Below are 13,746 nucleotides of genomic sequence, written 5' to 3' on the forward strand. Positions count from 1 at the left end.
ATGCAGGTTGAATTTGGGCTGAATTTAATGAAATGAAGCAACTGGCAAAAGCTGATCTCATTTTTTCAGTATCTTTCAAGTCCTTTCTTTATCCTGTCTTTACCCCTCTGATATGACCTTAGAATTTTATCGTGAGTACTGCCTGGCCAAGCCCGGTGTGACCGAGGATACACCTTTTGATGAGGATGCTTTGTGCTTTCGTGTGGGCAGTAAAATCTTTTCCATTTGTTCTATTACTGAGTTTGGATATATTAACCTCAAGTGTGATCCGGAGCGTGCGGTGGAGCTTAGGGAGCAATATGATGGCATTACGCCGGGATTTCATATGAATAAAAAGCTGTGGAACTCTGTAAGTACCTTAGGGAATGTGCCTGATCAGCTTATTATGGAATTGGCAGATCATTCTTATGAACTTATCTTTGCCTCCCTTCCTAAAAAACTCCAAGCAGAAATCAATTCATGAGCTATTTTTCAGTACAGAAAATCAGTAAATCCTACGATGAGCAAGTGGCCTTACATCCATTTTCACTGGAGTTAAATCAAGGGGATTTCCTGGCTATAGTAGGGGAAAGCGGCTCAGGCAAAAGCTCCCTGCTCAGAATCATGGCTGGTCTGGAAGTACAAGATTCAGGGGAGGTTTTTTTGGACGGGAATCCTGTACTAAACCCCAATCAGAAAATCGTTTCAGGGTACGATGAGATCAAACTGATCCATCAGAATTTTCACCTATACCCTAATTCCACCGTGGAGGAAAACCTGTCACGTCCCTTGCTTCATTACGAGAAAAGCTATGCCAAAAACCGGGTGGAAAAGCTCCTAAAAATACTAGGCCTGAAAGAGTACAGGGACAGGATGCCCAGACAGCTCTCCGGTGGGCAGCAGCAAAAAGTAGCCATAGGCAAGGCAATGAGTGTGGAACCGGATATTTTGCTTTTAGATGAGCCTTTTTCTTCATTGGACACCATACAGACGCAGGGATTGATTGCTGAGCTTAAGGAGACTTTCCTGGAAATGGGGACTACGGTGATTTTTGTAACTCATGATTTGGACGATGCGCTGCGCTTGACGGACAATCTGATTATTCTACAAAAGGGCAAAGTGGTACAAAAAGGTACTTCCAGGGAGCTTTGCGAAGCTCCAAAATCAAAGTATGTCGCAAGGCTTTTCAGCGCGATCAATAGAATTCCAGAGCGTGACCGAAGCTATGTCCGCCCGGCAGATATCAGGCTAAGAACCAAAGGAGGACTGCTGGGACATGTGGTAGATTCCAGGTTTTTGGTTCACTTTAATTCCTTACAGATCCGACTGAAAGACTCCGATTTGGTCTGGGAAGTAGATGATCCCCAGCGAAAATATGAGATAGGGGATCGGGTTTATTTGAATTGGGATGAGCATAAGGTGATGGAGCTCTGAGGATTTTTCAGACCAAAATCTTATCAAAAAGTGCATGCGCCTGCTTTCCTACATCAGCAGAAAGGGCTTTCTTGTCGGCTCTTAGCGTCTTTGCCAGCTCCTGATATTTTTTGGAGAGATTTTCCTTTCCGCTGATAAAGTGCATTAGTGATTGCAATGCGAGGTGATTGGAATACCATGGTTTGAGGTTTTCCTTGAGTTGATGGATTTCCCGGTGAATGCTTTCCACAAAAATAGGATTGAAGCCTAAATAGATCAGCAGGTTTTCCAGCATTATGATGGTACGCAATCCCTCAAAAACCTCCTTGAAGACCTTGCTTTCCATGTTTTGTTTCAGGTCAATTTGGATAAATTCCAGTTCTTCCTGTATGAGTTTGCTCACAGAGGTATTAATCGTGAGCGGGGTGATTCCCTTACTGGCGCTTTTGGTTTTTTGATAAAGCTCTTCCCAGCTTTTCAGGGTAGAGCCTACCACCAGATCAAAGGTCTGCGTGTAAAGCTGCTTCTTGTACTTGTCCAGATGGAGTCTATAGCTATTGTATTTGACGCCGGTTTTCAGTTCTCTTTCGTCCAGATTTCGCTCGGCCAGTTTAATGTGCAGGACTTTTTTGAGGCTTCGCTGCAGTTTTTTGAAATCGGAAAGAATTTCAAACTGCATCCCCTCTTTGTCATAGTGCACTTTGGCCATCAACTCAGCATAGAGCTCCAAAAAATCCATTTTCTCAGAAAGCTCAATGGCCTTCTTAGATTTGATTTGCTTTCCCAAGGCCAAAAACAAAGCCTTAGCCTCCAAATGCTGCTTTTCGAAAAGGTGGAAGACGGGAGATACTTGGGTAGACATGGATCAGGAGATTCTGACCAAAGTGGCACCGTAGCCCCACTGGTCTTTTTGAGTATCTTGAAAGTACTTAATATTTTGCATTTGGCTTAGGCACTTGTGAATTTCTTTGCGCAGCACGCCATTTCCCAGTCCGTGGATAAAAGTGATTTCGTCCATTCCGGAAGCCATGGCCTGGTCGAGATTTTTTTCGAAGGTGTCCAGTTGGATTCTCAGCATCTCCGAATTGCTCATTCCATGGGAGTCTTTTACCAGTTTTTCTATATGCAGGTCAATGTTTCTACCAGGTTTGACCGTTTTGATGGGAGCAGATTTGGGGTTAAGCTCTTCCAGTTCCTGATTCAGCGCGCGGATGTCCAGTTCCTTGGTAGTTTGCTCTAGAGCAAATAAATAAGCCGTCTTGTCCAGTCTAGGGGCCTTGCTCAAATGCCTGAAAAACTGAGTAGGCTTCATTTTCAGCTGCCGCTCAAAAGCAGGAATGGCTTTTTCCAATCTGTTATGAATGGGGATGAAGCGAAGCAAAAAAGCTGGCCATTCGTCCATTTCCTTTAGTAATCTATCGTCAAATTTCTTGGCTTCCCCGGCATTCAAAGCTGCCGCAAAGAGCGTACGTTGATTTGCGCCAAATACCTCAGATACATGCGCGAGATAGGCTTGCTTGCTGTCATTGATCAGGTATAGGCTGAGGTTTTGGTCATTTATTGGGATAAAAGCCAGATAAAGCCCTTGGTCCTTCGGTGCCGATATGGGAGTAGGGGAAGGGATCTCGGGTTCGGGGTTCTCCTTTTCGCCAAAGTGCTTTTTTTCAGTCTCGTGTATGAGTACGACTTCGGCTTTGAGAGCCGGGATAATAAATCCGTCTTCGATTTCTATCTCAATTCTTCCGCTGGAGGATATTTTGCGGATTACTCCTTCTTCCTTCCCGTGTAATAATCTTACTCTGTCTCCGATGTTCATTCTGCAAGGGCTGATTTATAGGTGTCGATTGCTCGTTGTCTTGCAAATTTATGATCTACGATGGGTTTTGGGTACTTCTCGCTATTTATTTCTGGAATCCATTTTTTGATGTACTTCCAGTTTTTATCAAATTTCTCCTGCTGGGAGTATGGGTTGAAAACACGGAAATAGGGCTGGGCATCTGTGCCTGTTCCCGCAGCCCATTGCCATCCGCCATTGTTGCTGGCCAGCTCGTAGTCCAGTAGTTTGCTGGCAAAATAGGCCTCTCCCCATCTCCAGTCTATGAGTAAATGTTTGGTGAGAAATGAAGCGACCACCATCCGTACCCGATTGTGCATATAGCCTGTGGTATTGAGCTCACGCATCCCAGCATCCACTATGGGATAGCCTGTTTTGCCATCGCACCAGGCTTTAAATTCCTCCTCATTGTTTCTCCATGGAATCCTGTCATAAGCGGGTTTAAATGCCTCATCTACCACCTGGGGATTGTAGGCCAAAATCATCATGTAAAACTCCCTCCATATCAATTCATTCAGATAGGTGGAGTTCAGCTTTGCTGCCTCTAGTGCCAGTTTGCGAATGGAAAGGGTACCGAAGCGCAGATGAACTCCTAGTCTAGAAGTACCATTTTTGGCAGGGAAATCCCTGGTCTGATCGTACTCCTTGATCAGGTTTTTGTCAAGGCTATTATTGGGGATTTCTAGCTCCGATTTTTCAAAACCAATATCCCCTAAGCTTGGTAAGTCAAAGGGCTTGGTTTTAAAAAGGTTTTTCCAGTTTGGGTTATCAGAAAGCTGGATAGTTGTGGAGTTGAACTTGTCCAGCCAAACCTTGCTGAAAGGGGTGAAGACCTTGTAAAATTCGCCGGATCCATTCAGTATTTCACCCGGTTCGAATATTAGCTGGTCCTTGAAGGTGTGAAAAGGAATGGACTCGTTTTCAAGCCTGTTTTTAACTTCCTCGTCCCTTTTTTTAGCGTAAGGCTCATAGTCACTATTGGTAAATACCGCTTGAATATCATAGGCCCCCAGCAGCTCATCGAAGATATCTATTGGAGCACCGGTTTTCACTAAGAGCGAGGATCCTTTTTCTCCTAATGAATTGTGGATTTCCTTGATTTGATCATGAATAAATGCAACACGAGCATCTTTTTTACTTTCAAGTTTGGAAAGAATATTTGTGTCAAAAATAAATAGGGGCAGTACATTTTCGTGTTGTTTTAGTGCTTGGGACAGTCCGGTATTGTCCTGGAGTCTCAAATCTCTTCTAAACCAGAATAGGATTATTTTTTGTTTTTTCGCCATAGGGTTAAAAGTCTGCGCGGCATGAAATTGTTTACTTGATCCAAGGGTTTTGCCTTCCGTTTCTAGAGACTAATCCCTTCGGTTTTGAGGGATTTCTATGGGACGGTTTTGATTGAGTGAATCAAGTCTGTTTTCTATATTGTCCAAGTTGATTTCCTTCCAGTCTTCCTCACTGCGTTGATACCTGAGGTAGTCATCTGAATCGTTGATGATCAGCTTTTCATTTTTCTTACGGGTGATTTTGTTAAACAGCTCAGAAAATGAGTTGAAGGACACATTCTGCGAAAGCGCAACTCCGTAGGTAGAGACATTTTCGGAGAGAGAAAGAGAGGTGAAGGTATTGAAATTGTTTCTGTTGAAAATCCGGATCCTGTATACGCCCTCTTCGGTGAGCATGTACTCAGCCTGCCAGTCTCCTATGATGGATGAAGCGCTGGCATTTCCGGTATTGTCTGTAAATCCCCCATCCCGTGATACGCGCAATCGGCCATCCAAGAAGGTATAGGCCACGCTGAGCTGGAAGGTTTCCAGGGTGTTTTGGTCCAGACTGGCCACGTCAAGGTCTATTTCCAGGTTTTTATCCACCTGTCCCAAAAAGGAATTGAGCTGTGAAGAAAGCAGCTGGCCCAGACTTGAAGAGAAGTTGGACACACCGGAAAACTGTCCCTCTGGCGAAAATGATCGAGTCATGATGACTGAGAATACCTGTCGGTTCATTTCCTGCTCATCATTGGCTATTCTATTCTGAAAGGAGGAAATGGTAGTCTGAGCCTCACCACTACTTGGGAATTCGGTAAAATCAAAGCCAAAGGTGATGTCAGGAGAGAGTAGTTCACCTTCTAGATTGAGTAGGACTTTGACTGGGTAGCGCCTACTTGAACCGGTGTTTTGATCTGTATTGGTGGTCACTGTACTCGCGAGTAAAGGCTGTAGGGACACGGATTCCTGGTATTCGGCAGAGATATTCATGATGCCCTCATACGGGTCTCCATACCAGGTGATCCTGCCGCCGGGCTTGATCCTGAATTCCTTTTTGAGCACATTGTAAAGTGAGAAGTTATAGAGTCCTTCCGTGATTTCATAGGTGCCGTTCAAAGTGAAGTTGCCCTGGGTATCTACATTCATAGTCAAAACTCCACGGCCACGACCGGAGATTTTCTCCTCAGTTCTAGGGTCAATGATGATTTCTGCATAGGCGTCCGGTGTGATGTCCAAGACGAAATTCATCCGTACATTTTCTATTTCCAAGCGATTAATTTCATCCGCTATTTCCTGGATTCTCACGGTATCCTGCACATTGATCATGTGGATAAAGTCCTCCTGGGTTTGGGAACTATTGTCTGTCAAAGGAATAAAAATCCGGGTATTCGGCTGGCTGGTAGCCCGGGCATTGATATCCAGATTTGTAGTAGTGCCCACTACTTCTGCATTGCCGGTGACGAAGGCCGTACCAAAAAATGTTTCGTTGTCTCTTTCAGATGTGTTCATCACCTGTAGATTTTCCATGTCAGCTTTCATGTCAAATCTGATATTGTTGAAGCCATTATGGTTGATTCCACCGGTAAGAGTGGCTCGGTTGTTATACAGATCTCGCAGATCCACCTCCTGAAAACTGATCTGCTGAGGCTTGAAAAGGATGTTTCCATTTAGCAGGTAGGTGGTTTTGAGGTAATTGACGGTGAGCTTGCCTTGATTGAGTGTGCCTATGCCATCGATTTCCGGATTGGAAGTAGTACCCCGGATGGCCATGTCCCCCTTGATGGTACCACCCAGATTGGAAATGTAATTGGACAGGAATGGCTCTGCTATGACCAGGCTGGCCTCGTTCAGGTGTGCATCTATGAATATTTCCTGCTCAGGTACGGTGATGTAGCCTTCTACTCTGATGGATTCCCGCTCCTCATTTCTATTGACTAGAGAAAGCTGAAGCCTATCGGTATTCAGATCCACATCTCCCTGCATGTCTCCAATCGGGAAATCGTTGATCGCTACTTGATCTAGATTGACGTTGCCTTGGATTTTGGGTGAATTGAATAAATTTTGAAAAACGATTTGCCCATCCGTAGTTCCGTCAAAGTCCTGCGGCAAAAGCGTATTTAGCAGGTCGAGATTGACATGCTTTATCGCCAGCATGAGTTTTTCTTCCGGGGATTCACTTATTTTCCCCTGTAGGGAAATAGACTGACCTTCGCTGAATAGCTTCAAACTATCCACAGCTATTTCTCCTGGAGTAATGGTGATTTGGTTCAACGGATCAAATTGCCATTCTCTGTTCAAAACTTTCAGCGAAGAGGGTTCAAACACCAGCTCCGTATTACTAGCGGAAAACCGCGCAAATGCATCCACTCTGGCCGCACTTTGAGTAGAATCCTGATCTAAGGTAAAGTTCATATCCACCTCATTTTGATCCCAGATCGCTTCAAATCCCAGATTGGTAAATTCCAGGGATTTACCCAGTTGTTGGTTTTTGGAATAGATGTAGAAGGAAGCCAGAATATCCGGACTGTTGATCAGTTTGGAGGTGTTGAAGTCAATATTAATGTCCCGAGCAGTGTTTCCCTGGTAGATCAGGGTGTCTATGCTGGTAAAGAAATTGAATACAGTATTCTCCTTTGTTTGATAAAATGCCCCTTCCAGCACGGTGTTTTTGGAAAATGACAAATCAGGTTCGAGTAATTGTACGATGGGGTTTATATCAATCAACCGAAGATTTAAATCAAGATTGTAGGTTTCTGAAAAATTCCGTTCCAGGTCCGCAATGGGCTGTTCTTCATTTATAATGATGGAAATGTACTGTTGCAAAAGGATCTCCAGATCACTTCCCATTTGCTTTAGGTCAAACTGTCCAGATGCTGCTGCCACCAGGTAATCTGAATTCACCGACATGGTCCGCGTGCCTCCGGCAAAGAGGGATTGGAAGTAAAAATCTCCCACTTCTAGAAAGCGATCTTCAAAGCCTACCGAGACATCCCTAAACCTAGCTATTCCCTGCACTTCGTCTAGATCTATGCCTTTGGTGTCGACATCGATTTTTCCGCTGATAAATGACGCACGCTCAGCAAAATGCAAGGAGTCCAAAAAGGCGGTGTCGATTTGTAGGTTTAAGCGAACGGAGTCTGTAGATGCTCGTAGATTTACGGATCCTCTGGCGTCCATTTTTAAGTTGGGATCTGCGATACTGAGATTGCCACGGAAAAGATCCAGGCCATAGGTGGCGTCTGTGTCGATGTTGCTGTAGTTGTAGTGATTAAAGCCAAATTTGGATACGTTGGCATCTACATCTACGAGTATATTTTCAAGTGTATTTCCCTCTGTATTCACTCTTCCTTGAAGGCTTACTTTTTGGAAAAGCTCCCTGTTGCCGGTCAATACGCCCAGATCCAGGTTTTTTAGGGTAATGTTTGAGACGATGATAGGTAGCTCGTTTACCTTTTCAAATCGCAGCCTTCCGATAAGATCCCCTATAGCCGTTTTGAATTCTCCATTGGTGTCAAACCGGTGGAGGTAGCCTGCAAAGTCTGCGGTAAGTCGAATGGTGTTAAACTTTTGGATTTGTACTTCTTGCTCCTGTTTCAAATAAGGGCCTAGATCGGATGCCAGGATGGTAGAGTTTTTCAGGGAAAGGTTGATGTAAGTGTCATTTACATCTGGCAGGCCATCTAACTGAAACGCGCCAAAAAGCGCAGTTTTCTCACCCAATCGTACTAAAAACTCATCGGATTTAAAGTCTGAAACCGGCCCGGTTACTTTGCCAGAGAGGTAAATCTGATCATCAATATCCGGGAGGTTAGGGGCAAAAAGCTTGAGGTCACCCAGGTCAATTTTAGACTCATCCATATTGGCGATGAGTACCACCTTATCTACGAAATCGGAAAATGAACCCACTGAGGCATATTCAAATCGAAGAAAGTCTTTGATGTGACTTTTTTTGGTTTTCAGGCTAAGTCGGTCAAATTCCAAATACTCTGGGGAAAAAGTCAAATCGGTCACCAGTTCCTGAATCTCCAGTCCTGAACTTTGCTCTACGCCGGTAAGTAATTTGATTTCAGCACCAATCTCTCCTTGCTCTACGCTGAAATTATTGGCATTAAGTGTGATGTTTCCAAAACGCAGCTTTGCATAATCCACACCATCTGTGATGGGCTCTGTATTTTCATTGATAATATTTACCTCCGAATTGCGAAGCGCCACTTCATTGATGTAGAAATTTGCTCCCTTTCGGTTAGATGACCCTGTGCTGAAGAGGTCGGTGAGCTCCTCTACCCAAAGATTGATGTTCATGACAGAATCCCCCTCATGCACTGCCAGATGGAGCTGGGCTTCTTCCACGCGTACTGCATTCAGAGTGGGATCTCCCGGTGGCAATACAGAGAGCAGGTCAAAATCCGCGGTGAGTTTTCGAGCCCCTATCATCAGGCTATCCCGGTGATCAAGGATTTGTACCTCGTTCAGCTCCAGCGCATCCCACCAGGTGAGTCGTATATTTCCAATTTCGGTGTGGAATTTGGAATCTTTGTTCAGAATACCTGTTATGGTATCAATGGTCTTGTTTTGAACCCAAGTGACTTGGAGAGCCAAGGCCAAAACAATCAAAAGCATGAGCAGGGAAAAGACTACCCAAAGTAGAATCCGAAACGCTTTGTGCAAAAAATCCGTAACTTTCGCGTTCTTTTCCAATGGGTACCAACAATATCTTTATTCTAGCAATTGAATCCTCGTGCGACGAGACCTCAGCGTCTGTGATAGCTGATGGCAAAGTACTTAATAATATCGTCGCCACACAATCTGTCCACGAAAAATATGGAGGGGTGGTTCCTGAACTTGCATCTAGAGCACATCAGGAAAATATCATTCCGGTGGTGCAAGAGGCGATTTTGTCCGCAGGGATTACCAAAGACCAGCTTTCCGCTGTTGCATTTACCAGAGGACCAGGTCTATTGGGCTCACTACTGGTAGGGGTCAGCTTTGCCAAATCTTTCGCTTTTTCGCTGGGAATTCCACTGATAGAAGTGAACCACATGCAGGCGCATATTTTGGCCCATTTCATAGATGATCCCAAACCCAACTTCCCTTTTATCTGCCTGACTGTAAGTGGAGGACATACGCAGTTGGTATTGGTAAAAAGCCACCTGGATATGCAAGTCATAGGAGAGACCAGGGATGATGCTGTGGGTGAGGCTTTTGACAAAACGGCCAAATTGCTTGGGCTTCCTTACCCGGGTGGTCCGCTGATAGACAAGCATGCCAAAGATGGTAATCCGAAGGCTTTTGCTTTTCCCATCACCAGAATGCCAGAGTTGGATTATTCCTTTAGCGGGATTAAAACTGCGGTTTTGTATTTTCTGCGTGACCAGCTTCAGGAAAACCCAAAATTCATTGAGGAAAACCTGGCAGACCTTTGCGCCAGCATACAATACTCCCTGATAGAAATGCTCCTGATTAAGCTGAAAAAGGCCGTGAAGGAAACCCGGGTCAGTGAGATTGCCATTGCCGGGGGTGTTTCCGCCAATTCAGGATTGAGAGAAAGTCTGACTACTTTGGCAGCCCAAATAGGTTGGAACCTGTACATTCCAAAATTCGAGTATTGTACAGACAATGCGGCCATGATCGCCATGGCAGCACATTACAAATATTTAAAGGGGGAATTTTCGACCTTGGATGTCGCTCCCCTAGCTAAAATGAAACTTTAAAAATGGCTAAGGATAATAAGTTTGACAAAGTCATCAATATAAAAAACAGGAAAGCTAGTTTTCAGTTTGAATTCGTAGACACCTACGTGGCCGGTATGGTGCTGAAAGGCACAGAAATTAAGTCCATACGAGAGTCCAAAGTGTCTTTGACTGAGGCTTTTTGTATTTTCCTTCAAGGGGAGTTGTATGTACGTCAAATGCATATTGCGCCATACTCCATGGCTGCGAGCTATAATCATGTGGCGATTCGGGACAGAAAGCTGCTTTTGAATAAAAAGGAACTGGAGAAACTCCAAACTAAGTCGCAGGAAAAGGGGCTGACTATCATTCCTGTTCGTATATTTATCAATGACCGGGGAATGGCAAAAATGGAAATTGCTCTCGGTAGAGGCAAAAAGTCTCACGATAAACGACAGGATCTGAAAGAAAAAGATGCAAAAAGAGAAATCCAGCGAATGGCCTTTGATTGATGCTTATGGGATCTGCCGGCAGACTATGCTCCCCGTCTATCGCCGGCCAACCTTCGATTCCGCACTGATTACACAGTTACTTTTTGGGGAGTGTTACCAGGTCTTAGCGGTGACTCCCGATCAGGGTTGGTTCAGGATTTTACATGAAGACACGGGCTTAGGTGGATGGATATGTGCGCAGACACTGAAGGAAATCCCCGCTTCCGATTACCAGAATTTCCTCAACACTGATTTTCAGATCGTCACCAGCCCCATTGCAGCGATTGAGTACATGGGGACCAATCTTTATTTACTCCCCGGCAGTAGGCTGCATTTTTCAGATTTAGAGCTGTTCAACTGGCAAGACCACATAGGATTTACCGGCTCGGTGAGAAGCCACGCCGTGAGAGCCAACCGTAGCCAGCTGCTCGATATCGCCATCAAGTACATCAATGCTCCCTATCAGGCCGGAGGACGGAGTATTTTTGGGCTGGATGAGCATCAGGGGTTTGAACTGATGTTTGCTATTGCAGGCTATTCTTTGCCGGCAGGAAAAATTCCTGGAAGAAAAATCGAAGCAGAACTCGCTTTACCGGGTGATTTATTTATTTTCAAACAATTAGATTCTCAGCGGATTAAGTATGCGTTGTATTTAGGAGCTGAAGAAGTGCTTTGGATGGATAATAAAATCAAAGTTTCGGATCTGAGTGAGTGGGAATCATTTCTACGAAGAAGCAGGGATAAACAGGTGGAGATGGAAACTCGATCGATATTAAATTGAACCATGGAAAAACGGGTATTGGTGTTGAATTTGGATCATTCTCCTGTGGCAGTGGTTTCGCCACAAAAAGCCATCGTGCTATTACTTTTGGAGAAAGCCAACTGCCTTTCGGTATATGAACTGCTACAGATCCGCACCGTCAGCCGGAGTTTCGATTATCCTGCTGTGATCCGCCTGAATGCCTACAAAAATATTCCTTATCGTGGCGTCTTGCTCAACAGAAACAACCTATTTCGAAGGGATGGGGGAGAGTGCCAGTATTGCGGCAGCAGAAAGCAACTGACCATAGACCATGTGGTGCCCAGATCCAAGGGCGGCAAAACCAACTGGATGAACCTGATCACTGCCTGCCATCGCTGCAATGTCAATAAAGGCGATAAGACGCCTGAGCAGGCCGGGCTTACTTTGCGGATGGAGCCCTTCAAGCCCAGTCTTGCCTACTTCCTAGTGGACTATGCGGAAAGACAGGCTGAGGAGTGGTTGCCATTTTTAGATTCAAAAGTGGTTCAATAGCTGGCTGTTTCTGTTTTTTGGCAGAATAATTGCCAAAACACCATCATGAATCTTTCTATCATCCCGACCTTACTTTTGGCGATATCCCTTCAGGGAAATCCGGTGCAAATTGAGGAATTACTTGGCAAGTGGCAGCTGGTGTACTTTGAGGCTATAGCTCGTCTTAAAAATTCTCCCCGCTTTCAGAATTCCAGCCCAGCCATGAAAGCTGATCTAGATTACAAAATCAAAAACAGGCTTGAAAACACCGTGTACCAATTTGTGGAAGGCGATAGTTTGTTTTACAATGATTACCAAAATCGGGATGTGGTACAAAAGCGGGCCAAGATTGAAATCAGTCCCGATAATGTATTGACCATTTTTGATGGGAAGAGCAGCCGAAAAGCAAAAATCGTGTCCTTGGAAGAGGATAAGTTAGTTTTAGAGCCTATCAGTGATGGAGAGGGGGCTGGGAAACTGACCTTTGAGCGAATAATTCCAGAAAAGAAAAAGTAGTGCAATCACCAATAAAAGTAAAAAGCTGACGGTTTGCTGTCAGCTTTTTTTGTGCAAAAGTTGAGGTCTTTTATCCCCGAATGGAGAGTGGAATGATAGAAGATTCCACCTGAATTTGAAGCAAGAGGGGATTTCTGAGTTGGTACGGTTTTGAACCTATACCTTAAATCTTCCACAGTTTGTATGGTGGAAAAGCTATACCAACCAAACTAGACCATGCCCTCAGAAGCCAACTTAGCACCTACTCCCCAAGCCAAAAAACAACGAGGTTTTTTCCTGGATACATTGATACAGGGATTTTTGATTTTGCTTCCGTTGACGATTATCCTTATTCTGCTTTCGGTAGTTTTTAATTTTATTTTCAAAATAGTTTCGCCGCTGAGCACATTGCTAGATGGTGGTGCGGACAGCCCACACTGGCTGATCAATGTGCTGTCATTTGGAATTTTCTGTGCGTTTATATTTCTAATCGGTGTGGTGGTGCGCAATAGGGTAGGGAAGGTGTATTTCAAAACTTTCGAAAGAAAATACCTCTCAAGAATTCCCCTTTATAGTCTGATTCATCAGACCGTTTACCAATTCATTGGAGTTAAAAAACTGCCTTTTTCTGAAGTAGTGCTCATTGATCCATTCAAAACAGGAACGATGATGACGGGCTTTGTGACAGATCAGATTCAGGATAGGTATGTAACGGTTTTTGTGCCTACTGCGCCAAACCCTACCAATGGTAATATCTATCATGTGCGTAAGGATGATGTGATTCCGCTAAGTTCCACCACACAGGATGCCATGCGTACGATTATGGGGATGGGAGCGGGGACTTCTGATATTTTGGTCAATACCAATTTGGATGAGCTATGTACCAAATACGACTTGGAAAAGAAATATGGGGTGGATGGAGACCCAGGAGCAGAGTTAATAGATGAAAATAAAGAAAAAGAGTCTAATGACTCACTACTTTCAACCCAATAATAGAGCCGATCAAGGTGGCCAGGAAAAAGAGTCTCCAGAATTCGGCTGATTCCCTGAAAATAAAAATACCCACTAGGACTGTGCCTACAGCGCCAATTCCAGTCCATACTGCGTAAGCCGTGCCTAAGGGCAGGGTCTGGGTAGCTTTGATCAAGAGGCTCATACTAATCGCGAGGCAGAGCACGAAGCCTGCATACCACCAAATTTTGGCAGTGCCAATGGATTCCTTGGCTTGTCCCAGGCAAAAGGCAAAGGCTACTTCAAATAAGCCTCCTATGATCAAAAATATCCAGTTCATTGCTTTTGTGCTTTATAAGATTATGATAGGGGATTG

Annotated in this window: 13 protein-coding genes; 8 read left to right on the forward strand and 5 right to left on the reverse strand. The window is 44.5% G+C overall.

Going from position 1 to position 13,746, the window contains the following annotated elements; translation table 11 throughout:
* Positions 1-112: 112 nt before the first annotated feature.
* The gene (locus PBT90_RS02850; protein ID WP_270131491.1) at positions 113-463 is read left to right on the forward strand and encodes an MmcQ/YjbR family DNA-binding protein; all 351 of its coding nucleotides are present in this window, start codon (positions 113-115) and stop codon (positions 461-463) included.
* Positions 460-1,413 carry an ABC transporter ATP-binding protein gene (locus tag PBT90_RS02855; protein ID WP_264808835.1) on the forward strand — a complete coding sequence of 318 codons (954 nt, stop codon included), beginning with the start codon at positions 460-462 and terminating at the stop codon, positions 1,411-1,413. Before PBT90_RS02850 ends, PBT90_RS02855 begins: the two co-directional genes overlap by 4 nt.
* Before the next feature lie 7 nt (positions 1,414-1,420).
* Here the strand turns inward: PBT90_RS02855 and PBT90_RS02860 are convergent, their stop codons facing one another.
* The 4 genes from PBT90_RS02860 to PBT90_RS02875 form a co-directional block, all read right to left on the reverse strand.
* Entirely contained in the window at positions 1,421-2,254 is an 834-nt protein-coding gene (locus tag PBT90_RS02860; RefSeq protein ID WP_270131494.1) for a hypothetical protein, read from the reverse strand.
* A gap of 3 nt (positions 2,255-2,257) precedes the next feature.
* Positions 2,258-3,208, reverse strand: a complete 951-nt coding sequence (locus tag PBT90_RS02865) for a Smr/MutS family protein (RefSeq protein WP_270131496.1) — start codon at positions 3,206-3,208, stop codon at positions 2,258-2,260.
* Complete coding sequence (locus PBT90_RS02870; protein ID WP_270131498.1) at positions 3,205-4,512, reverse strand: cryptochrome/photolyase family protein; 1,308 nt, start codon at positions 4,510-4,512, stop codon at positions 3,205-3,207. The genes PBT90_RS02865 and PBT90_RS02870 overlap by 4 nt, the downstream gene beginning before the upstream one ends.
* A gap of 69 nt (positions 4,513-4,581) precedes the next feature.
* Positions 4,582-9,189: a translocation/assembly module TamB domain-containing protein gene (locus PBT90_RS02875; protein ID WP_270131500.1), complete on the reverse strand. Its 4,608-nt coding sequence runs from the start codon at positions 9,187-9,189 to the stop codon at positions 4,582-4,584.
* Between PBT90_RS02875 and tsaD the strand changes: the two genes are divergently transcribed.
* The 6 genes from tsaD to PBT90_RS02905 all read left to right on the forward strand — a co-directional run bounded on the left by tsaD (position 9,189) and on the right by PBT90_RS02905 (position 13,412).
* Positions 9,189-10,202 carry a tRNA (adenosine(37)-N6)-threonylcarbamoyltransferase complex transferase subunit TsaD gene (gene tsaD, locus PBT90_RS02880; protein ID WP_264808841.1) on the forward strand — a complete coding sequence of 338 codons (1,014 nt, stop codon included), beginning with the start codon at positions 9,189-9,191 and terminating at the stop codon, positions 10,200-10,202. The genes PBT90_RS02875 and tsaD overlap by 1 nt on opposite strands.
* Before the next feature lie 2 nt (positions 10,203-10,204).
* Positions 10,205-10,672 carry an SsrA-binding protein gene (gene smpB, locus PBT90_RS02885; RefSeq protein ID WP_264808842.1) on the forward strand — a complete coding sequence of 156 codons (468 nt, stop codon included), beginning with the start codon at positions 10,205-10,207 and terminating at the stop codon, positions 10,670-10,672.
* The gene (locus PBT90_RS02890) at positions 10,635-11,432 is read left to right on the forward strand and encodes a hypothetical protein (RefSeq protein WP_264808844.1); all 798 of its coding nucleotides are present in this window, start codon (positions 10,635-10,637) and stop codon (positions 11,430-11,432) included. The genes smpB and PBT90_RS02890 overlap by 38 nt, the downstream gene beginning before the upstream one ends.
* A 3-nt stretch (positions 11,433-11,435) precedes the next feature.
* Complete coding sequence (locus PBT90_RS02895; RefSeq protein WP_264808845.1) at positions 11,436-11,945, forward strand: HNH endonuclease; 510 nt, start codon at positions 11,436-11,438, stop codon at positions 11,943-11,945.
* 45 nt (positions 11,946-11,990) lie between these two features.
* The gene (locus tag PBT90_RS02900; RefSeq protein ID WP_264808846.1) at positions 11,991-12,440 is read left to right on the forward strand and encodes a hypothetical protein; all 450 of its coding nucleotides are present in this window, start codon (positions 11,991-11,993) and stop codon (positions 12,438-12,440) included.
* Positions 12,441-12,656: 216 nt separating this feature from the next.
* Entirely contained in the window at positions 12,657-13,412 is a 756-nt protein-coding gene (locus tag PBT90_RS02905; RefSeq protein WP_264808847.1) for a DUF502 domain-containing protein, read from the forward strand.
* Here PBT90_RS02905 and PBT90_RS02910 read toward each other — a convergent pair.
* Positions 13,384-13,710, reverse strand: coding sequence for a DMT family transporter (locus tag PBT90_RS02910; RefSeq protein ID WP_264808848.1), 327 nt, complete (start codon positions 13,708-13,710; stop codon positions 13,384-13,386). The genes PBT90_RS02905 and PBT90_RS02910 overlap by 29 nt on opposite strands.
* Between the last annotated feature and the right edge of the window lie 36 nt (positions 13,711-13,746).

Source organism: Algoriphagus sp. TR-M9 (assembly GCF_027594545.1).
In the GTDB taxonomy this organism is placed as follows: domain Bacteria; phylum Bacteroidota; class Bacteroidia; order Cytophagales; family Cyclobacteriaceae; genus Algoriphagus; species Algoriphagus halophytocola.